Origin of the sequence: Enterococcus pallens ATCC BAA-351, from assembly GCF_000407485.1 — a bacterium.
Taxonomy (GTDB): domain Bacteria; phylum Bacillota; class Bacilli; order Lactobacillales; family Enterococcaceae; genus Enterococcus_A; species Enterococcus_A pallens.
In genome coordinates this window covers 927,160-946,929 of sequence record NZ_ASWD01000002.1, presented here as the reverse complement: position 1 = coordinate 946,929, position 19,770 = coordinate 927,160, and the positions used below count along the sequence as shown (strand labels likewise).

Sequence of the window (19,770 nt, the reverse complement as noted above, 5' to 3'; positions counted from 1 at the left end):
TAGGGAGAAGGAGAAATTATGGAAATAATTATTCAGCATTCATCGATGACGCCTATATATGAACAATTAGTTCAACAAGTAAAGAGAGCAATTATTCAAGGAAGTTTAAAAGAAAATGATCCGTTACCCTCTGTCCGTTCCTTAGCAAAAGATTTGAAGATTAGTGCTTTAACAGTGAAAAAAGCCTACGATACGTTGGATCAAGAGGGGATGATTGCAACAGTTCATGGCAAGGGGAGCTTCGTTTTAGCTATTAATCCGGTGCAGAAGCGAGAGGAACAGTTAAAAGTTGTTCAGAGCGAGCTTGAGGCAACTGTAAATAAAGCACGAATCGCCGGGATTAGTGATGAGGATATTAAAGAACTGTTAACAATTGTAATGGAGGAATCATGATGCTTAGACTAAAAAATGTGGAAAAGAAATACAATGATTTCAGCCTGAAATGTTCTCTGGAGGTTGAACCAGGTCAAATCATTGGACTCGTTGGTCGCAATGGCGCCGGGAAAAGTACGACATTTAAAATAGCCTTAGGACTGCTAGCTTATCAGGCCGGAGAAGTGGAGATTTTTGGCAAGCCGCTGGAAGAGCTGACTGAAAAACATCGGCAAAGATTAGGGGTTTCGTTGTCAGAGTCTGGTTTTAGTGAATATTTGACTATTCAAGATATTGTCCCTATGCTGGCTACTTTCTATTCACAGTTTCAAAAGGATTTCTTCCTAGAAAAATGTGCAGCTTTTCAACTTCCACTAAATAAAGCAATTAAAGATTTTTCTACCGGGATGAAAGCGCGGTTGAAAATCTTAATTGCTATCAGTCATCAAGCTTCTTTACTTATTTTGGATGAACCTACAGCAGGATTGGATGTTGTTGCCAGAGAAGAGATTTTGCGTCTTTTGCAAGAATACATGGAGCAGGATGAAACGCGGGCAATTCTAATCAGTTCTCATATTTCAAAAGATTTAGAGCAGCTGTGTGATGCTTTATATTTTATTAATCAGGGCACAATCATTCTCCGAGAAGACACCGATGTTTTATTAGATGAATATGGACTTTTGAAAATGACTGAGGAACAGTATGCACACATTGAAAAAGACTATCTGATTGCTGTGAAGAGAACAAGCTTTGGCTATCAAGGGTTAACTAAGCAACGCCAATTTTATGTGGAGAATTACCCGGAAATTGTTATGGAGAAAACAAGTGTGGATGAAATCACTTTAATGATTATGGGAGGGTTAACTGATGAAAGGCTTATATATTAAAGATATACGGTTGTTGTTAAAGCAAAAGACGTTTTTCTTGGTGATTATCTGCCTGTCAATTTTTAATAGCCTGAATCTCAAAAATATTGCTGTTGTGCCGAGCTTAATGATATTTTTTCTAGTCAGCCTAGTGTTTACGACAATCGCATACGATGAGGTAGATCATGGATTAATCTTTTTATTTACATTGCCGATTTCTCGTAAGAAATACGTCGGCGAAAAATACTTGCTGTCAATTGGTACTATTGGCGTTGCGCTACTTCTGTCACTGGGAATTATTGTTGTCATGAACAAGATTCAAAATCAGTCAATTGCTGCAGAGAAGCTGCTTTTCATATTTGGTTTTGTCTGTCTACTCGGCTTGCTGTATATGAGTTTGCTGATGCCGATTTATTTCAAGTTTGGAGCAGAACAGAGTCGGTTAATTCTCATGCTTGTAATTGGCACAGTTTTATTTTTAAGCTTTGCCGGAAGTTATTTAGCAGAGAAAATGGATATAAATGTAGCAAACAAGCTAAACACAATTTTGTCCCAACCAGCATGGCTGTTGATCTTAGTGAGTCTAGTCATTGTAGCAATAGCTGCTGCTTTGTCTTATGTAATATCTGTCAGCATCGTGAAGAAAAAAGAATTATAACTTTTAGAGAGCCGCTCTCGCAAGGATAACGAGAACGGCTCTTTTTTTAATACTTTCTTATTCGAGGCGGCTCGTAGGAAGCGATGAATCGTTCAATTTCGGGAATTGTATGAGCAAACAGCATTTTCTTACGGTCGTTGATGGAAAGAAAGTCAGTAGCCACCATTTTGTCAAAAAAGTCCTGTAGCGGAAGGTAATAATCATTGGTATCATAGAAAATGCAGGGGCTGTCATTTTGCCCTACACGAGCCCAAGAGATGGCTTCGCTGATTTCTTCCAAGGTACCTGGACCACCAGGTAGTGCGATGCACACATCCGCAGCAGCAATCATCTGATTTTTGCGTTCAGACATAGTCTCAACGACAATTAATTCATTCAAATTGGGATGAGCCAGCTCACGTTCCTGCAGAAAAGTAGGGATGACTCCAATCGCATTGCCGCCATTTTCTAAAACGGTATCAGCAATCACACCCATCAGGCCAGCTTTACCGCCACCGTAAATTAGTTGATGGCCGTTTTTCGCAATCCAAGTGCCTAAGGTTCGAGCATTTTCGGTATAAATCGGCTCGTTACCTACACTAGCACCACAATATACAGCTATATTCATCAAAAGACCTCAATTCTTTTTTTTAATCAGTATAGCAGAACGGAGAATAAAAATGGATATCAAAAAGTATCAAGCATGGATCAGTGAATTCTATAAAGAAAGGAATTGGTACCACTATCCACCGTTTATTCGGGCCAATTTTTTAACCGAAGAGGTAGGAGAAGTTGCCCGTGCAATTCGCACCATTGAAATTGGGCGTGATCGTCCCGATGAACGGCAAACGACGGAGCAAGAACAATTAGATAATTTGACCGAAGAATTGGGAGATGTACTGGATAATTTATTTATTTTGGCAGACAAGTACGAAATCTCGTTGGAAGATATAATGGAAAGCCACCAAAAGAAATTACTAGAACGGTATCAGTGAGACGATAAATACGCGCGTAGTAAACCAAGCTCAGAGTACTGGCGGGTTCAATAGCTACGAAAAAGGATCAGTTCAAAAAATTGGACTGATCCTTTTTCATCGGTTTTTAGTATTCAAATTCTTTGATTTCGATCGTCTGCTTAGTTTCTTCAACCACCAGACCAGTTTTTTCTTCCCACCATTGCTTCATCTCTTTTTCAAAGGTGGTAGGGAATTGACGGACCAAATCTAGTAAGGGAGCGCCTTGAAGTGTAGCGTATGGGAAATTTAGCGTCAAATTGTATTTCAGTTCCGTTAGCAAGCTGTAGTATTGAAACATCATATAGTACATTTCTTCCAAATCTTCCTCTGCTAAAACTCTCGGTGCTCGATCCAGCATGAAACCTAAACTGCGCATCATAAACAAGAATCCCGGCAGTTGCTCTGGACAAATGTCGTCGACTTCTTTCAAAATATCAATGTGCAGATCAAGCGCTTGCAATAAATCTTCTTTTAACTGCGAATAGGTAACCATAGGCGATCCTCCTTTACTTACTACCTTTAGTATAGCATAATCTTTACGCAGGCTATCTTATAAGTTGGAGATTTTTACCCCGTATTTGGGAGTGAAATAAAGGAGATGATTGAATGGGCAAGCTGGCGATCATTAGTGATCTTCATGCGGATATTAATCATTTTGAAGAAACAGAACTAAACCTTTTATTGGAAACGTTGCAGGAGAAAAAGATTACTCGACTGCATTTCGCAGGTGACAGTGCAAATAAAATTGAACAGACACTTACCATTAATGAATATTTTCGCAAACACGGGTTGGATACGACCTTCAACTTAGGAAATCATGAGATGGGCAGTATTGCTGGCGAAGAGATGATTGAACATTATCCCGACAGCCACTTTTTAAATTTTCGTTACTTGCCGTTAAATGATTCTACCGTTTTATTGGGGCTGAATGGCTGGTATGATTACCAGTTTTCAGAGCTGCAGGATCAGGAAAAAATAGCATCAATGAAACGACTGTATTGGTACGATCGAATCATTACACGCTCAGGGGATGATCCTACCGTGAATCAACGGATTTTGCAGCAGCTGGATTCAGTGCTGCAGAATTTGGAAAAAGCGCAGTATCGAGTAATTCTGGCGACTCATTTTGTTCCGCAAAAGCAATTTATTGTTCGTTTGGAGGGCCAATATCAGATTTGGAATCAGCTGAATGCCTTTTTAGGCTCGGCTTCGTTGGGTGAGCTGTTGAATCGCTACAATAATATTTCTGATGTGGTCTTCGGTCATACGCATCGGCGCTTTGATGAGCAGCTGATTCAAGGAACCCGATATCATTGTCGTCCATTAGGCTACTATTATGAATGGCGCTTGACTCGGGATTTTGTCTTGAATAATCAATTGGTAGAGGAGTATAATCCAATGAAACTGCGGGGTGTGTTACGCAAGCATCAGGAAGCTTTTCAAGCGTACAAATCGGAACATTTGAAACAAGAATTTCAACAGGCGATGACCGTGATCGCTTATTAGGAAAAGAGGAATCTGCATGGAAAAGATAAAGACTGTGTGGCAAAGTTTTGCGCAGGCGACACCATTTATTTTATCCAATACGTTAATTATCGTCCCATATTTACTCTATATTCACTTAATTAATGGCCGTAATACCATGAGTGTGCTGCCTTTTGTATTGTTTTATACCTTTCGTATGACTGGTGTGTTTTTAATTCGCAGTCTTCAACGTTCAATTGAAAAATACACACTTTTGATTCTAGCGCTGCTGCTAGGAGGGAGCGGCTCATTGCTTAGTCTGCTAGGTGCGTTATATGCGCCCTTTTTCCTGCTTGCCAGTATTTGCCTAGGTTTAAGTGCGGCGTTATTTCCGCCGGCGAATGTAAGTGTAAATTATTTTGAAAAAACGCAGGGAGAACGAGTAGCCGGTGGAAAAATGTATTTGTTTGGTCTAGTTCTGCTGCTGCCATTATTTTATGGGTTGAGTTTACCAATTAATGCTCAGCTGGTGATTGTTCCAGGGCTGTATACCATTTATTTTGTTTTTGCGTATCATACCATTCGTCATTATCCGCACTATGAATTGGATTTTAAAGACCTGTCGAAGAATGTCTTTTCGCCTAAGGAGTTAATTTGGTTCAGTTTATTTTTTGTTGCGATCTTTCTTTTGCGCAGTGGGAGATTGTTGTTTAATGAGGCGTACTTGAATAGTGCTATTTTGATCTTTTGTTTGATTTTTGTTTTGTCTGTATACGGAGTTAAAATTGCTAAACGAAACTGGCGCCTTCCTTCTTGGGTGAATATGTTAACCTTCTTCAATGGAATGTGCGGCAATTTTCTAATTTTGTTTGGCACCTTTTATACAGCTGCCGTGTATGGTAAACAAACCTTATCAACCCATCTTTTTTTACCATATTTGTTGGGAATTATCGGTGCCATGCTTATAGGGAAAAAAGTGAGGGAGCTTCTTGAGAATCCTTTGCTGGCTCAATTACTCGGGTTAGGCTTGGGCTTGGCACTCCTATTTTATTCTCCGATGTTTCCAGTAGCGATTGGGGTTCTCTCGTTTTTTCACAGCAGCACCAGCAATTGGCTGAATCAGTGGTACTATCAACAGGATACAATCGAAACGGAGCAGCGAATTATTGCCAAATATGCAACCTCAAATAAAGGAAGCATTGCCCATCAATTCCTGCTGATGGTTTTCATGCTGCTAGTTTTAAGGTATGATCATTTTTCAGTGAATGAATTGTTCTCCTTGCCAAGCTTGCAGCAGGGCAGTAAGGCTTTGGGAGCAGTAATGATGACTGTAAAAAATGGGACCAGTATTTTTATGTTGCTTTGGCTGGCGGTGATTGGAAAGGTGGGACGGCATGCGTTTGATCATTGATGGAGATGGCTCTCCGGTAAAAGATACAACAATTGAAATTGCGCAACAGTTTGAATTAGAAGTAGTAATCGTGACTAGTATTGACCATTACTCTACCAAGGAGTATCCTAAATTTGTAAAATTCGTTTATGTGGATCGGGGAATGGATGCTGCAGATTACAAAATTGTTTCGCTGATTCAACCTGAAGATGTCTTAATTACTCAAGATTACGGATTAGCTTCCTTAACGATTAGCAAGGCGGCACATGTCTTGCATCAGTCAGGGATGGAGTATACCATGAACAATATTGATGCACTTTTGGGCCAACGCTATATTAGCGGAAAAATGCGTCAAGCTAAACAACGAACAAAGGGGCCAAAACCTTATACTGAAGCTGATCGTGAGCAGTTTCGTCAAGCGCTGCTTCGAATTGTTTCGCCATAAAAATTCTTAAGCTTCGTCACATTTGTAAATTTTTTTTTCGGCTTTTTGTTTTTTATGCTAAAATATGGGGGAATCTTAAAAGTAATGGGGGATAAGTACTTGAAGATTATTTTACTGTATGGTGGAAAAAGTCCTGAACACGACGTATCCATCTTATCGGCTTTTTCAGTAATTTCAGCCGTTTATTTCGACTATTATCAAGTGCAGCTGGTCTATATTGACAGAACCGGCCAATGGGTGAAAGGCCCGTTGCTGACTGAAGCACCTGAAACAGATGAAACATTGCGATTAACTTGGGATCCAACCGGGGCCGATGTCGAAGCCTTTACTGGCAAAGTGATTGCACCAGGAGATATTAAGGAAGACGATGCGATTGTCTTTCCTGTACTGCATGGTCCAAATGGTGAAGATGGAACGATTCAAGGGTTCTTGGAAGTTTTAGATATGCCCTATGTCGGTGCTGGTGTATTAGCTAGTTCCAGTGCCATGGACAAGATTATGACTAAATACATTCTGCAGGCAGCAGGTATTCCGCAGGTGCCTTATGTACCCGTGCTGAAAAACGAATGGAAAGAAAACCCTAAGCAGATTTTTGATAAATGTGAAGGGATGCTGCTTTATCCGATGTTTGTTAAGCCAGCTAATATGGGTTCTAGTGTAGGGATTTCTAAAGCTGAGAACCGCGAAGAGCTGCAAAATGCATTGAAGGAAGCGTATCGCTATGATTCGCGAGTAGTAGTTGAACAAGGAATTGACGCGCGAGAAATCGAAATAGCAATTTTAGGAAATGCCGATGTGCGAACCACGTTACCAGGTGAAGTAGTCAAAGAAGTTGCCTTCTATGATTACAATGCTAAATACATCGACAATTCGATTAAAATGGCTATTCCAGCAGAGGTTCCTGAAGAGGTCAGCGACAAAGCACGGGAATATGCAAAACTGGCATACACCATGCTAGGCGGATCGGGCTTAACCCGTTGCGATTTCTTTTTAACCAATAAGAATGAATTATTCTTAAATGAACTAAATACAATGCCAGGCTTCACTGAATTTAGCATGTATCCTTTATTGTGGGAAAACATGGGCTTGAAGTATGGTGATCTAATTGAAGAATTGATTCAATTAGGCTTAAATCGTTACAAGCAGCAGGCTTCTTTTGAATAAAAGACGGGTACAATGAAGTAGACAGTATTCAATGCAGGCTTGTCAACATGCTTCTTTAATTACCGCTTATTATTAGGGAAAGAGTCTGGAGCAAGTAGTTGACCAGACTCTTTTTTTAGACAAGAAATGGGAGGAACACACCATGAAATTAACAACGACGATCATCAATAGAGCCGTTCAAGGCGAATTAGTCGGTGCAGAAGAAGTAACTGTCACCGGAGTTGAGTTTGATTCGCGTAAAATTAAAGCAGGGGATTTGTTTGTCCCATTACAAGGCAATGCCGATGGTCATTTGTTTGTTCAAAAAGCAATTGAAAATGGTGCAGTTGCAACACTTTGGAGCAATGAGAATGTCCAACCGCCAGAGAATATTGTCGCTATTAAAGTACCGAATACTTTAAAAGCTTTTCAAGCATTAGCCAGTTATTATTTGTTGGAAGAAAATCCTGATGTTATAGCTATTACCGGCTCAAATGGTAAAACGACGACGAAGGATATGACTGAAGCTGTTTTGCGTCAAAAGTTTAGAACTTATAAAACGCAAGGAAATTACAACAATGATATTGGTTTGCCCTATACGATTTTACATATGCCAGAAGGAACAGAAAAGCTGATTTTAGAAATGGGTATGGATCATGCCGGAGAAATCAAAGTTCTTTCGGAGCTGGCTGAGCCGGATGTGGCTGCAATTACCATCATCGGCGAAGCCCATATTGAAAATCTAGGTTCGCGAGCAGGAATAGCAGAAGCGAAGCTGGAAATTACTAAAGGCTTGATTGAAGATGGACTGCTGCTGATTCCGGCAGATGAGCCATTATTAACAGAGCGAACGCAAAACCTTTCACAAAAGCAAGAAACCTTTGGCATTCAAATGGGTGACGTTTCCGCAACCATTATGTCGGAATCGCGGGAAGCTACGCTGTTTACTGTGGATGGCAAGGCTTATCAAATACCAATGCCGGGAAAATATAACGTTAAAAACGCACTGATTGCTATGGCTATCGGACGCTGGTACGGCTTATCTGATGAAGAAATTTATCAAGGACTAGCTTACGTTGAAGTAACTCAAAATCGCACACAGTGGCTGAAGGCGGCTAACGGGGCTGATATTTTAAGCGATGTTTACAATGCTAATCCAACCGCGATGAGCTTGGTACTAGATACCTTTGCTAAGCTGCCTACAAATGGCCGACGATTAGCGGTTTTAGCGGATATGCTGGAACTCGGCCCAGACACTGCTCTTTTGCATCAAAATATGCTCAATCATTTGAATGATCAAGAATTTGCAATAGTCTATCTGTATGGAGAACAAATGAGGAATCTGGCCGCTATCCTTGCGACCCGTTATCCACGCTTGTTAGTCCAAGCATTCGCTAAAGAGGAAAAAGCCAAATTAATTGAAGCGGTCAAAGCCGACCTGCTTCCTGAAGATAGCATTGTTTTAAAAGGAAGCAATGGCATGGGACTAATAGAAGTCATTGAAGAGTTGCAAGCGTAAGAATTGAAACTTGCAGAAAATAGTTTCATGTGCTATAATAAGCTGTTGCCGAGAAATGAAGTAATGATTGAATGAGTCATCCAATAGATTATTGAAAGCCCCATAAAACGGGCTTTTTTTTGAGAGATGTTCCTTCCGCCTGACTTCAAGGAGCGGTTTTTCGGTGGTATCACAATAAACGGCAACTAAAAGGGACAGTTGCAGATTATTGATAGATACGAGGACCTGTACGCTCCACCTGACATAAGTCAACATATACTAGGAGGATATCATTTGAAATTTAAAGAATTACAGTTAGCACCAGAACTACTAGCAGCCATTGAACGCGCCGGCTTTGAAGAAGCAACTCCGATTCAGGAACAAACTATTCCTTTAGCTTTAGAAGGAAAAGATGTGATTGGTCAAGCACAAACAGGAACAGGTAAAACAGCTGCTTTTGGCTTGCCAATGCTGAATAAGATTGATGCGAAGAAACAAATTCTACAAGGCCTGGTTATCGCACCTACCCGTGAACTAGCTATCCAAACGCAAGAAGAATTATTCCGTTTAGGTCGCGACAAAAAAATTCGGGTTCAAGCTGTCTATGGTGGTGCTGATATTGGTCGCCAAATCCGCGGCTTGAAAGACCGTCCACATATCGTAGTGGGTACACCAGGACGTATGCTGGACCATATCAATCGTCACACCCTAAAACTTGAAACAGTTGAAACACTTGTTTTAGATGAAGCCGATGAAATGCTGAACATGGGCTTCTTAGAAGATATCGAAAAAATCATCAGCAAAGTCCCTGAAAATCGTCAAACACTGTTGTTCTCTGCTACTATGCCAGATGCAATTAAGAAAATTGGCGTCAAGTTCATGAATAATCCAGAACATGTGCGAATCAAAGCAAAAGAAATGACTGCTGATTTAATTGATCAGTATTATGTTCGTGCAAAAGACTTTGAGAAATTCGATATTATGACTCGCTTATTTGATGTACAGACTCCTGAGTTAGCAATTGTCTTTGGTCGTACGAAGCGTCGGGTTGATGAATTGGCTCGCGGCTTAGAAGCCCGCGGCTACAAAGCTGAAGGAATTCATGGCGATTTGTCACAACAAAAACGGATGAGCGTTTTGCGTTCATTCAAAAAAGGTGACTTAGATATTTTAGTTGCTACCGATGTTGCTGCTCGCGGATTAGATATCTCAGGCGTAACACACGTATACAACTACGATATCCCACAAGATCCTGAAAGCTATGTCCATCGAATTGGTCGTACTGGCCGTGCTGGTAAAGGCGGAATGTCAGTAACCTTTGTTACACCAAATGAAATGGGCTATCTGCATGTCATCGAAAACTTGACTAAAAAACGCATGACACCTTTACGTCCGCCAACCGAAAAAGAAGCCTTCAAAGGCCAATTAGGTGCGGCAATTGAACAAATTCATGAAGAATTAGACGGCAGTGCTGAAAGCTTAGACAAGTACACAGAAGCTGCAAGAGATTTGCTGGAAGCTTATAGTGCGGAAGAAATGGCTGCTTTACTATTGAAAACAGTCGCTAAAGATCCTTCTGATGCTGTTCCAGTGAAGATCACACCAGAACGTCCATTGCCTTCAAACAAAAAAGGCGGCTTTAACCGTGGCGGCAAACGTGGTGGAAACAACAATAACCGCAACCGCAACAAAGAAGGCGGCTACCGGAAAGATCGCGATCGTGACCGTTCAAACAAGAACAAAAACTACAGCGGATCAAAACGGACCAACAACCGCAGCAATGATAAAAAGCGTGGTTTTGTAATTCGTACTAATTCGAACGACTAATTAGCAAAGGGCAGTCTGACTATTCCAGTCAGATTGTTCTTTTTTTTGACTTCTAAGGGCATAACCTGTTAAAATCCTGTATCCTCGTTTTAAAGCAAAGACAATTACTTATTTTTAAGTAAAAAAAGTTTTGCACTCTTTCTTACTAATGAAGGTCTCAAAACGGTATAATACATTCTAAACGTGATCGACAAATGAACATTAGAATAAATGATGGAAAAGTCATTTATAATAGTCGGAAAAGCATGAGAAATAGCTGGATACAACATTCATATTCTATTATATTTGTAATAAGGGAAAATAATTTTAAAAACCGAATCTTGTAACTTAGAGCAATATACCGCCTTTTTTCTGTTTTTGCTCGTTATTGACCCAAGACATGATGAGGCTGTAACCTACTGATATCAGCGATCATAAGTCTTTTTATCTTTTTTTAGCGTTCTTTTAAAAAAATAAATAGATTTTGATGAAGACTTTGGTAAAATAGTAGTGATACATGGAAAGGATGTAAGCATGATCAAAGGAATCGGCATAGATGCGGTGGAACTGGATCGGATGGCAAAAATCATCGAAGCCAAGCCGCAATTTGCAGCCCGAGTATTGACTGAAAAAGAGTTAACGCTTTTTACTAGCCATTCTGCTCATCGCAAGGTAGAATTTTTAGCAGGACGGTATGCGTGTAAGGAAGCTTTTTCCAAGGCTTGGGGTACTGGTATCGGTGAAATAAGCTTTCAAGATCTAGAGATCCTTCGTAATGAAAACGGAGCTCCCCAGTTTACTAAGTCTCCACACATGGGAAAAGTTTTAGTGACCTTAACCCATACAGATACTTTGGCTATTGCCCAAGTATTATTAGAAGAATAGGAAAGAAGGATTTTTACGTGGTTGTAACGTATCATCGACCAACAAGAGCACTTATACATAGAAAAGCAATCGAGAAGAACATAAAGCAAGAGATAGAGCGCCTGCCAGAAGAGGTAGAGCTATTTGCTGTGGTAAAGGCACAAGGCTATGGTCATGGAGCAGTTGCAACTGCTCAGACAGCATTAGCAGCCGGTGCTGCTGGTTTTTGTGTAGCTACCCTGGATGAGGCGATTGAGCTGCGAGAAGTTGGGATTGTAGAACCCATTCTGATTTTGAGCGTTGTTTTTCCAAGTTATTTGTCGTTAGTGTTGGATTATGATTTATCTATTACCGTTGCTACAAAGCAGTGGCTGATTGAAGCTCAGGAGATGCTTGCTGATATTGGTTCGGATTTGCCATTAAAGCTTCACATTAAGGCAGATACTGGAATGGGGCGGATTGGTTTTTTGACTCCTGAAGAGGTGAAGGAAGCTGCTGACTTTATCCAGCGATCGCCGAATATGCTGTGGGAAGGTCTGTTTACTCATTTCTCAACCGCTGACGAGCCAGACACGCGTTATTGGGAGCAGCAGAACCAGCGTTTTAAGAAAATGCTGGATGTGTTGGAGGAAAAACCGCGTTATATTCATGCCAGCAACAGTGCGACGGCATTGTGGCATAAAGAGTTTCCAGGGAATATGATCCGCTATGGTGTAGCCATGTATGGACTCAATCCATCTGGTCATGCTTTACCAGATGCATATCCATTAAGTCCGGCATTGGAGCTTGTTTCAGAGTTAATCCAAGTAAAAGAATTACCCGCTGGAGAAGGGATAGGTTATGGGGAAACCTATATCACGCCAGAAAGGGAATGGATAGGGACTGTTCCAATCGGTTATGCCGATGGCTGGCTAAGAAAAATGCAAGGTTTTTCTGTTTTGGTAGATGGCAATTATTGTGAAATTATCGGTCGTGTTTGTATGGATCAATTAATGATTCGCTTGCCCCATGAATACAAAGTGGGAACTCAAGTGACGTTGATCGGGAAAAGTGGTGCTGCAGAAATTACGATGCAGGAGGTTGCAGACCATTTGGATACCATTCATTACGAAGTAGCTTGTATGATTTCAGAAAGAGTGCCACGAATTTATAAGGAGTAGGAGGAGTGTCATGGTTAAACGTGGTGATATTTATTTTGCGGATTTATCTCCAGTAGTAGGATCAGAACAAGGTGGTGTCCGTCCAGTTTTAGTGATCCAAAATAATTTAGGCAACCATTTTAGTCCAACAATTATTGTTGCAGCAATTACAGCTAAAATGGCGAAACCCAAGCTGCCCACCCACATTGGTATCAATGCCAATAAAACAGGGATTGAGAGGGATTCGGTCATCTTGTTGGAGCAGATTCGAACCATAGACAAATCACGGTTAAAAGAAAAGGTTTGTCATCTTGATAAAGCAATGATGAAATCAGTAGATGAGGCATTACGGGTTAGTGTGGGGATCGAGATATCTTCTTCAGTTGTTGCCGCCCAGCCAAATTATACATAAATTTTTTCAGATAATAAAAATAAAATGTGGGATTAGGTAGACAGTTGAGCCGTTTTTCTGTTAGTCTTATATGTTAGATACTCTCAAGTTTCTCAAAAAGAAGCTGTAGATGACATGGAGAATGCGTCCAGTTTTGACGGTTAAAGCAGTCATTCACGAAATTTTATCATTTATCGTATAAGCAGCCTTTGCATACTGCTAATTTATTTAGAGTGAGAGAGTGAACGTGTAAATCAATGGATTTATGACTCACTCTCTCGTTTTTAGCACTTTAACAACAAATTTTGCTAGAAAAGATTGTTTAACCATTATTTGATTTGAAATGTTTGTTTTTTTTAAGTTTGTAATTGATGGCTTATACGAGAAAAAAACAGTTGTTTTAGGTATAATACCTGTGTGCTCTTTCGATTATATGTTTTAGTGAACGAAAGAAAAAACAAATCAACGTAATGATTAGCAGAGGAGGGCTTCCCTTGAAGCACCTATTAAAAACGACGATTCAACGCCGATTGTCGATCATTGGAATATTAAGGGATTTCTATGATTGGCAAGACCCTCAACTGCTGGCTGATTTGCTGGATTGTTCCACTAAAACAATCCTTTCTGATATAGAGGCAATCAATCATGACTGGCAAGATAAGATCGGTATTGAATATTCAAGAACTAAAGGTATACGATTAGATGATAGCTTACATAACAAAATCCGTCCCTTAGCTGCTGACATTATGGAAGAGTCAGAAAGCTTTCAATTTTTGGAGCGGGTCTTTTTCCGCCCGAATGAGGATGCTGATTATTGGATCAATGAGCTGTATATTAGTGAAGCGACCTTTTATCGCATGGTTCGTCAGATTGATGATGTCATGGAGAAAAGAGGACTGCGATTGGAGCGCAAGCCGTTTCGCATCACTGCTGACGACGAACGCTGGGTTCGCATCTTCTATGTTCATTTATTCCTCGAGAAGTATGGATTGAGTGAATGGCCTTTTGATCTGGAGAAGGACAAGATCATAACCTTTGTTCATCGTTCCAGTGAAGCTTTTGATATCATGATGAATGACCGGGATACAATGGAATATAGCTTCCTGCTTTCTATCATTATCATCCGTTGTTCGCAAGGCCTGATTATGTCTAACCCAACGATTAAGGAACCCGATGAGGAAATACTAGCTAAGCTGAAGGATTTATATACCTATGCAGAAGCAACTGTTGAAAATTCCGATTACGTAGTAACTAAAACGTGGTACCAGGAAGTGATTCATAGCTTGTTTTATGATTACTTTCTCACCAACAAGAAAGAAACCTACGATCAGGTTTGTACAGGTATTGAGAGCTTCTTGGAGCAATTGGTTTCTACCTTCAAAATTCCATTGGAGGAATTGAATCAAAAGCACCTCACGCAAAAAATGTTGCGGATTTACCGCGGATATTATATTTATCCCTACTCTCGGGCCATGCTTTTCAACGAGGCTGCTTTTTTCAGTCGTTCGGCTCAGCATTATTATCCTCATTTTGCAAGAACGGTTCAACAGCAGTTGATTGATTTAGAACGTGAAATGGCATTCCCCTGGTTTAGTCAGTTTTACTTTTTAGTATTGCGTTGTTTGTTTATCGAATGGGGACAGCTGGCGCATTATCTAGATGTTCTCTCGCCAAAGGTTAAAATTTTGATCGTCAGCGACTCTGGTCGGCGGCATGGTGAGATGCTCTCAGAATTGATCCAAAGCCGTTTTTATTATCGGGTGGAAATTACGGTGTATGATGAATCTGTTTTACATTTAACACCGGAAAAGATGGAAGCTTTTGATGTGTATGATTTAGTAATCTCCAACTATAGCTTGAAGCAATATCCTTATTCTAATTTACAAATTGTAGATGATTTTTTAACCGAGGTCGATTTTTCTATTGTTAATTCAGTGATTAAACAGATTCGTTAATAATCGAGAAAGAAAAAGGGAGGCGTGCCTCTCTTTTTCTTTTGAGTAAGTGAGTCTATTATTAGGAATACCTGCCAGAAACTTTTATACTGGTAATGAAGTGAAAGGACGTGAATGTATGCTGAAAAAGCTGCTGGCAAATGTCGGCGAATATAAGAAAGATAGTTTGTTGACCCCTTTATTTACAATGGGGGAAGTATTGATGGATGTTATCATGCCATTGATTATGGCAAGTTTAATTGACCAAGGAATTCAAAAAAGTGATCAGTCAACGATTTTACGCTATGGCGGTCTGCTGTTCCTGTGTGCTATTTTTGCACTGTTTATGGGAACGCTGGGAGGGCGCACGGCTGCAATTGCTTCCGCTGGGTTTGCGAAGAATTTGCGGCACCGTTTGTTTGAAAAGGTTCAAGGCTTTTCCTTTTCCAACATTGACCGTTTCTCCAGCTCTAGTTTGATTACGCGTATGACGACGGATGTAACCAATATCCAGAACGCATACCAAATGATTATTCGTATCCTCGTTCGTTCTCCCTTGATTTTGATTTTTTCTTTAATAATGGCCTTTCATATCAACCGTAGTTTATCCATGATTTATTTGATTATTGTTCCTTTATTGGGCATCGGTTTAGGCTTGATTATTCATTTTGCTTATCCGATTTTTATGAAGGTGTTTCGCACTTATGACCGGTTGAACAACGTTGTTCAAGAAAATCTTCAAGGGATTCGGGTAGTAAAATCATATATTCGTGAAGAACATGAAGAGGAAAAATTTGGCGAGGTTTCTCAAGCGGTTTACAACAACTTTGCCAAAGCACAACGAATTGTTGCTTTTAATATGCCGGTAATGCAAATTGCTATTTATACCTGTATGCTGCTGATTTCTTGGCTAGGTGCCGAATTGATTGTTGAACAAAGCTCTTTAACAACGGGTGAGCTGGTTAGTATGTTTAACTACACTATGCAAATTCTAATGAGCTTAATGATGATGTCTATGACCTTTGTTCAATTGATGATTGCCCGGACCTCTGCTGAGCGGGTTATTGCAGTGATTGATGAAGAAAGCGACTTGAAAAACAATGAAGTCGCATTGACCGAAGTACCGGATGGTTCAGTTGTATTTAAAGATGTGTGCTTCAGCTATCAAGACGATATGGAAAAGCTGGTTTTGGAAAATATTGATCTATCCATTCCTTCCGGGGAAGTGGTAGGGATTGTTGGAGGAACCGGAAGCTCGAAATCCAGCTTGGTTCAGCTGATTCCGAGGCTTTACGATGTAACCCATGGACGAGTGGAGGTTGGCGGACACGATGTTCGTGATTATGACCTAGAAGCATTACGGGATCAAGTCGGAATGGTTCTGCAAAACAATGTTCTATTCAGTGGAACGATTAACGAAAACCTGCGCTGGGGCAATGAACAGGCGGCGGAAGAAGAAATTCAGGCAGCCGCAAAAATTGCGCAGGCTGATCCGTTTATCCAGGAGTTTCCTGATAAGTACGAAACTATGATCTCTCAAGGCGGGAATAACGTTTCTGGCGGACAGAAACAGCGGTTGACAATTGCCCGCGCATTATTGAAGAAACCTAAGATTTTAATTTTGGATGATTCAACTAGTGCGGTAGATACAAAAACTGATCGGGCAATTCGTGATGGTTTAAATCAAGCAATTCCAGGAACCACAACCTTTATCATTTCCCAACGGGTTAGCTCGATTCAAGATGCGGATCGGATCATCGTTTTAGATGACGGCAAGATAAACGGTGTTGGAACGCACGAGGAGTTGTTGGCCAATAACCAGATTTATCAAGAAGTCTTTAATTCTCAACAGAAAGGATTTGGTGACCATGATTCCGAATAATCGAAAATTTGCTAAATCCAGTCCAGGCAGGACGTTAAAGCGTTTGTTGAGTATTATGATGAGAAAATACAAGTTTCAGCTTGTTGTCGTTTTTATCGCTATTTTGGTTAGTGCCTTTGCCAATGTACGAGGGTCATTATTCCTGCAAGTAGTAATTGATGATTATATCACGCCGATGCTAGGGCAAGCCAATCCAGATTTTAGTGGATTGCTGCGGGCAATTATTATGATGGCGATGATTTATTTAGTAGGTATTGCGGGGACGCTTTTCTACAATTTAGTCATGGTTAAGGTGTCAGAAGGTACTCAGAAAACGATTCGCGACAGCATGTTTACCCATATGGAAAGTCTGCCGCTGCGTTACTTTGATGCGAATTCTGACGGGGATATCATGAGTCATTTCACCAATGATACCGATACCCTGCGTCAAATGATTTCCCAAAGTATTCCTAACCTGCTGATGGCTTTGGTGACCTTTATTTCGGTGTTTATCGCGATGTTTTCAATCAGTGTGCCGTTAACATTGTTTGTTATGTTCTCAGTCTCCTTGATGTTTGTGATGCTGCGTTTTATTTCGAAACGAAGCGGACGCTATTTTGGCAGTCAGCAACGGGATCTGGGGAAAGTGAACGGCTATGTCGAAGAAATGATGCATGGTCAAAAGGTTGTTAAGGTCTTTAATCACGAACGAAAAGCGATTGAAGAGTTTGATGAGATTAATGAGAAGCTGCGTCAAAGTGCAGCCAAAGCCAATGGAACAGCCAATATGCTGATGCCGATTATGATGAACCTGTTAAACATTCAATATGTTTTAGTAGCCATTGTTGGCGGTTTGTTTGCAGTCTATGGCGTTTCGGCTTTAACGGTAGGGATGATTGCCTCCTTCCTGCAGCTGAGCCGTTCCTTAAATGGCCCCATCAGCCAAATTTCCCAACAAATTAACTTTGTTATTATGGCCTTAGCTGGTGCTGACCGGATTTTCCAATTATTGGATGAAGAGCCAGAGGTGGACGATGGTTATGTAACACTGGTCAATGTAAAAGAAGAAAATGGTCAGCTAATTGAGACAAATCAACGAACTGGATTGTGGGCCTGGAAGCACCCTCATGAAGATGGAACGACTACTTACACACGTTTAACCGGTGATGTACGTTTTGAAGACGTGAACTTCGGTTATGATGCCAAAAATATGGTGCTGCACGATATTAATCTCTATGCAGAGCCTGGGCAGAAGGTGGCCTTTGTAGGAGCAACAGGTGCTGGTAAAACAACCATTACCAACCTGATTAATCGTTTCTATGATATTCAAGAAGGAAAAATCCGTTATGATGGCATTAACGTGAAGAAAATTAAGAAAAACTCTTTGCGGCATTCACTGGGAATTGTCTTGCAGGATACGCATTTGTTTACTGGTACGATTAAAGAGAATATCCGTTATGGACGTTTAGATGCGACGGATGAAGAAGTGTATCAAGCGGCAAAATTGTCCAATGCAGATATGTTTATCCAGCATTTGCCGGAAAAATACGAAACGGTAATTACTGGTGATGGCGAAGGGCTGTCACAAGGACAACGTCAGCTGCTGGCGATTGCCCGAGCAGCAATCGCTGATCCGCCGGTAATGATTATGGATGAGGCAACTTCTAGTATTGATACTCGGACTGAAAGTATTGTGCAAACGGGGATGGATCGGTTGATGGAAGGCAGAACAGTCTTTGTCATCGCTCACCGCCTGTCAACTATTCAAAATTCCGATGTCATTATGGTAATGGACCACGGTCGCATCATCGAACGTGGAGACCATGACAGCTTGCTGGCTGAGCATGGAATGTATTACCAATTATATACTGGCAAGGTTGAGCTGGATTAGAGCTAGATAGTTTCCAAGTTATCCATTTTGTATTATTGTTAATATAGGTATGCGGCTAGGTTTCGTGTAAACCTAGCCGCTTTTTTTTAGGTAGAAAGGATGAGGAAAATGAAACGCTTTGCGATGAAAGATTACGGACCTGCCAGAGAAGTCTTGCAGGAAATAGACGCTCAGCCAAGAGAAGTGGACGATACCCATGTTCGGGTGAGAATTGTGGCCTTTGGCGTGAACCCTTATGATGTTTCGCTGCGTCAAGGCAACATGAGCAGCTTTCGGACATTGAAGTTTCCTTATGTTTTAGGCAATGATGGAGCGGGAATTGTAACAGAGGTGGGCGCACAGGTGGATCATCTAGTTGTTGGTGATAGAGTTATTGTCCATGCTGTTGGCGGAACCTATGGAGAAGAAATTGTTGTCCCTGGTAAAAAGGCGGCTAAGAAGTCACCTTCAATCAGCTGGGCAGAAGCGGCTGGAGCAGTTACTCCTTGGTTGACTGCCTATAATGTGGTCACCCATTTACTAGGGGATGAAATTGGCGACACGATTTTAGTTCAAGGTGCTTCTGGGGCAGTCGGCTCATTATTGGTTCGTCTGTTGAAATATCAGGGGAAAAAAGTTTTTGCTACAGCCTCTAAGAAAAATGAAGAAATGGTGCGTAAATTTGGTGCAGATGAGTTTGCTGCCTATGATGAAGAGGATGTTGGCGAGCTGTTTAAAGAGCAAGCTGATACGGTAATTGATGCGACAAAAGGCAGTCGAACAGCGGAATCAGGCTTAAAAGCCATGAAACCTGGCGGAAATTATGTAGTATTGAATGATTTGCCGCAGGATCAGTCAAAGCCTGGAAACTATCTTCACTTTGCCCCATCAAAGGATTATCCAGATTTAGAAGCCTTAGAAGCTTTTAATCAGCTTTATGAAGAAGCAGACTTGTATATTACCATTGCCAAAAGATATCCCTTTACCTTGGAAAGTGTTATTGCCGCTCATGAAGCGCTTGAGGGTCATCCGATAGCTGGTAAATTCGTGGTGGAGAGAGAGGAAGCATAAAAA

Annotated in this window: 19 protein-coding genes; 17 read left to right on the top strand and 2 right to left on the bottom strand. The window is 40.8% G+C overall.

The window, feature by feature from the left end:
• Positions 1 to 18: 18 nt before the first annotated feature.
• From I588_RS10945 to I588_RS10935, 3 genes are read left to right on the top strand one after another with little or no spacing between them, the layout of a single operon-like run.
• A complete protein-coding gene (locus tag I588_RS10945; RefSeq protein WP_010756494.1) occupies positions 19 to 393 on the top strand; it encodes a GntR family transcriptional regulator in 375 nt (124 codons plus the stop codon).
• Positions 393 to 1,259: an ABC transporter ATP-binding protein gene (locus tag I588_RS10940; RefSeq protein ID WP_010756495.1), complete on the top strand. Its 867-nt coding sequence runs from the start codon at positions 393 to 395 to the stop codon at positions 1,257 to 1,259. Before I588_RS10945 ends, I588_RS10940 begins: the two co-directional genes overlap by 1 nt.
• On the top strand, positions 1,240 to 1,896 hold the full coding sequence (locus I588_RS10935) for an ABC-2 transporter permease (RefSeq protein ID WP_010756496.1): 657 nt from the start codon (positions 1,240 to 1,242) through the stop codon (positions 1,894 to 1,896). The genes I588_RS10940 and I588_RS10935 overlap by 20 nt, the downstream gene beginning before the upstream one ends.
• A gap of 46 nt (positions 1,897 to 1,942) precedes the next feature.
• Here the strand turns inward: I588_RS10935 and I588_RS10930 are convergent, their stop codons facing one another.
• Positions 1,943 to 2,503 carry an LOG family protein gene (locus tag I588_RS10930; protein ID WP_010756497.1) on the bottom strand — a complete coding sequence of 187 codons (561 nt, stop codon included), beginning with the start codon at positions 2,501 to 2,503 and terminating at the stop codon, positions 1,943 to 1,945.
• Positions 2,504 to 2,555: 52 nt separating this feature from the next.
• Here I588_RS10930 and I588_RS10925 point away from each other — a divergent pair, with 52 nt between their 5' ends.
• Positions 2,556 to 2,870 carry a MazG nucleotide pyrophosphohydrolase domain-containing protein gene (locus I588_RS10925; protein ID WP_010756498.1) on the top strand — a complete coding sequence of 105 codons (315 nt, stop codon included), beginning with the start codon at positions 2,556 to 2,558 and terminating at the stop codon, positions 2,868 to 2,870.
• 106 nt (positions 2,871 to 2,976) lie between these two features.
• Here I588_RS10925 and I588_RS10920 read toward each other — a convergent pair whose 3' ends face one another.
• Positions 2,977 to 3,384 (bottom strand): hypothetical protein, encoded by a 408-nt coding sequence (locus I588_RS10920; RefSeq protein WP_010756499.1) that lies wholly within the window; start codon positions 3,382 to 3,384, stop codon positions 2,977 to 2,979.
• Between the two features lie 113 nt (positions 3,385 to 3,497).
• Between I588_RS10920 and I588_RS10915 the strand changes: the two genes are divergently transcribed.
• The 13 genes from I588_RS10915 to I588_RS10855 all read left to right on the top strand — a co-directional run bounded on the left by I588_RS10915 (position 3,498) and on the right by I588_RS10855 (position 19,767).
• Entirely contained in the window at positions 3,498 to 4,397 is a 900-nt protein-coding gene (locus tag I588_RS10915) for a metallophosphoesterase (protein WP_010756500.1), read from the top strand.
• A gap of 16 nt (positions 4,398 to 4,413) precedes the next feature.
• Positions 4,414 to 5,766, top strand: a complete 1,353-nt coding sequence (locus tag I588_RS10910; RefSeq protein WP_010756501.1) for a hypothetical protein — start codon at positions 4,414 to 4,416, stop codon at positions 5,764 to 5,766.
• Positions 5,750 to 6,190: a YaiI/YqxD family protein gene (locus I588_RS10905; protein ID WP_010756502.1), complete on the top strand. Its 441-nt coding sequence runs from the start codon at positions 5,750 to 5,752 to the stop codon at positions 6,188 to 6,190. The genes I588_RS10910 and I588_RS10905 overlap by 17 nt, the downstream gene beginning before the upstream one ends.
• Before the next feature lie 99 nt (positions 6,191 to 6,289).
• Positions 6,290 to 7,354: a D-alanine--D-alanine ligase gene (locus tag I588_RS10900; RefSeq protein ID WP_034693007.1), complete on the top strand. Its 1,065-nt coding sequence runs from the start codon at positions 6,290 to 6,292 to the stop codon at positions 7,352 to 7,354.
• 142 nt (positions 7,355 to 7,496) lie between these two features.
• On the top strand, positions 7,497 to 8,852 hold the full coding sequence (locus tag I588_RS10895) for a UDP-N-acetylmuramoyl-tripeptide--D-alanyl-D-alanine ligase (protein WP_010756504.1): 1,356 nt from the start codon (positions 7,497 to 7,499) through the stop codon (positions 8,850 to 8,852).
• Between the two features lie 273 nt (positions 8,853 to 9,125).
• Positions 9,126 to 10,658: a degradosome RNA helicase CshA gene (cshA, locus tag I588_RS10890; RefSeq protein WP_010756505.1), complete on the top strand. Its 1,533-nt coding sequence runs from the start codon at positions 9,126 to 9,128 to the stop codon at positions 10,656 to 10,658.
• 513 nt (positions 10,659 to 11,171) lie between these two features.
• The gene (acpS, locus tag I588_RS10885) at positions 11,172 to 11,522 is read left to right on the top strand and encodes a holo-ACP synthase (protein WP_010756506.1); all 351 of its coding nucleotides are present in this window, start codon (positions 11,172 to 11,174) and stop codon (positions 11,520 to 11,522) included.
• Positions 11,523 to 11,539: 17 nt separating this feature from the next.
• On the top strand, positions 11,540 to 12,661 hold the full coding sequence (gene alr / locus I588_RS10880; RefSeq protein WP_010756507.1) for an alanine racemase: 1,122 nt from the start codon (positions 11,540 to 11,542) through the stop codon (positions 12,659 to 12,661).
• A gap of 10 nt (positions 12,662 to 12,671) precedes the next feature.
• A complete protein-coding gene (locus tag I588_RS10875; RefSeq protein ID WP_010756508.1) occupies positions 12,672 to 13,052 on the top strand; it encodes a type II toxin-antitoxin system PemK/MazF family toxin in 381 nt (126 codons plus the stop codon).
• Between the two features lie 473 nt (positions 13,053 to 13,525).
• Positions 13,526 to 14,986, top strand: a complete 1,461-nt coding sequence (locus tag I588_RS10870) for an AcpB/EbpR/MafR family transcriptional regulator (protein ID WP_010756509.1) — start codon at positions 13,526 to 13,528, stop codon at positions 14,984 to 14,986.
• Between the two features lie 118 nt (positions 14,987 to 15,104).
• A complete protein-coding gene (locus tag I588_RS10865) occupies positions 15,105 to 16,847 on the top strand; it encodes an ABC transporter ATP-binding protein (protein ID WP_010756510.1) in 1,743 nt (580 codons plus the stop codon).
• Entirely contained in the window at positions 16,834 to 18,717 is a 1,884-nt protein-coding gene (locus I588_RS10860; RefSeq protein WP_010756511.1) for an ABC transporter ATP-binding protein, read from the top strand. Before I588_RS10865 ends, I588_RS10860 begins: the two co-directional genes overlap by 14 nt.
• Before the next feature lie 108 nt (positions 18,718 to 18,825).
• Positions 18,826 to 19,767 carry an NADP-dependent oxidoreductase gene (locus I588_RS10855; protein ID WP_010756512.1) on the top strand — a complete coding sequence of 314 codons (942 nt, stop codon included), beginning with the start codon at positions 18,826 to 18,828 and terminating at the stop codon, positions 19,765 to 19,767.
• Positions 19,768 to 19,770: the final 3 nt, after the last annotated feature.

What these genes read in the sequence shown, in the direction of transcription:
- I588_RS10855 (WP_010756512.1), top strand. Translation starts at nt 18,826, where the DNA reads ATGAAACGCTTTGCGATGAAAGATTACGGACCTGCCAGAGAAGTCTTG.
- I588_RS10910 (WP_010756501.1), top strand. Translation starts at nt 4,414, where the DNA reads ATGGAAAAGATAAAGACTGTGTGGCAAAGTTTTGCGCAGGCGACACCA.
- I588_RS10895 (WP_010756504.1), top strand. Translation starts at nt 7,497, where the DNA reads ATGAAATTAACAACGACGATCATCAATAGAGCCGTTCAAGGCGAATTA.
- I588_RS10940 (WP_010756495.1), top strand. Translation starts at nt 393, where the DNA reads ATGCTTAGACTAAAAAATGTGGAAAAGAAATACAATGATTTCAGCCTG.
- I588_RS10875 (WP_010756508.1), top strand. Translation starts at nt 12,672, where the DNA reads ATGGTTAAACGTGGTGATATTTATTTTGCGGATTTATCTCCAGTAGTA.
- I588_RS10935 (WP_010756496.1), top strand. Translation starts at nt 1,240, where the DNA reads ATGAAAGGCTTATATATTAAAGATATACGGTTGTTGTTAAAGCAAAAG.
- I588_RS10945 (WP_010756494.1), top strand. Translation starts at nt 19, where the DNA reads ATGGAAATAATTATTCAGCATTCATCGATGACGCCTATATATGAACAA.
- I588_RS10865 (WP_010756510.1), top strand. Translation starts at nt 15,105, where the DNA reads ATGCTGAAAAAGCTGCTGGCAAATGTCGGCGAATATAAGAAAGATAGT.
- I588_RS10920 (WP_010756499.1), bottom strand. Translation starts at nt 3,384, where the DNA reads ATGGTTACCTATTCGCAGTTAAAAGAAGATTTATTGCAAGCGCTTGAT.
- I588_RS10860 (WP_010756511.1), top strand. Translation starts at nt 16,834, where the DNA reads ATGATTCCGAATAATCGAAAATTTGCTAAATCCAGTCCAGGCAGGACG.
- I588_RS10915 (WP_010756500.1), top strand. Translation starts at nt 3,498, where the DNA reads ATGGGCAAGCTGGCGATCATTAGTGATCTTCATGCGGATATTAATCAT.
- I588_RS10930 (WP_010756497.1), bottom strand. Translation starts at nt 2,503, where the DNA reads ATGAATATAGCTGTATATTGTGGTGCTAGTGTAGGTAACGAGCCGATT.
- I588_RS10905 (WP_010756502.1), top strand. Translation starts at nt 5,750, where the DNA reads ATGCGTTTGATCATTGATGGAGATGGCTCTCCGGTAAAAGATACAACA.
- acpS (WP_010756506.1), top strand. Translation starts at nt 11,172, where the DNA reads ATGATCAAAGGAATCGGCATAGATGCGGTGGAACTGGATCGGATGGCA.
- I588_RS10925 (WP_010756498.1), top strand. Translation starts at nt 2,556, where the DNA reads ATGGATATCAAAAAGTATCAAGCATGGATCAGTGAATTCTATAAAGAA.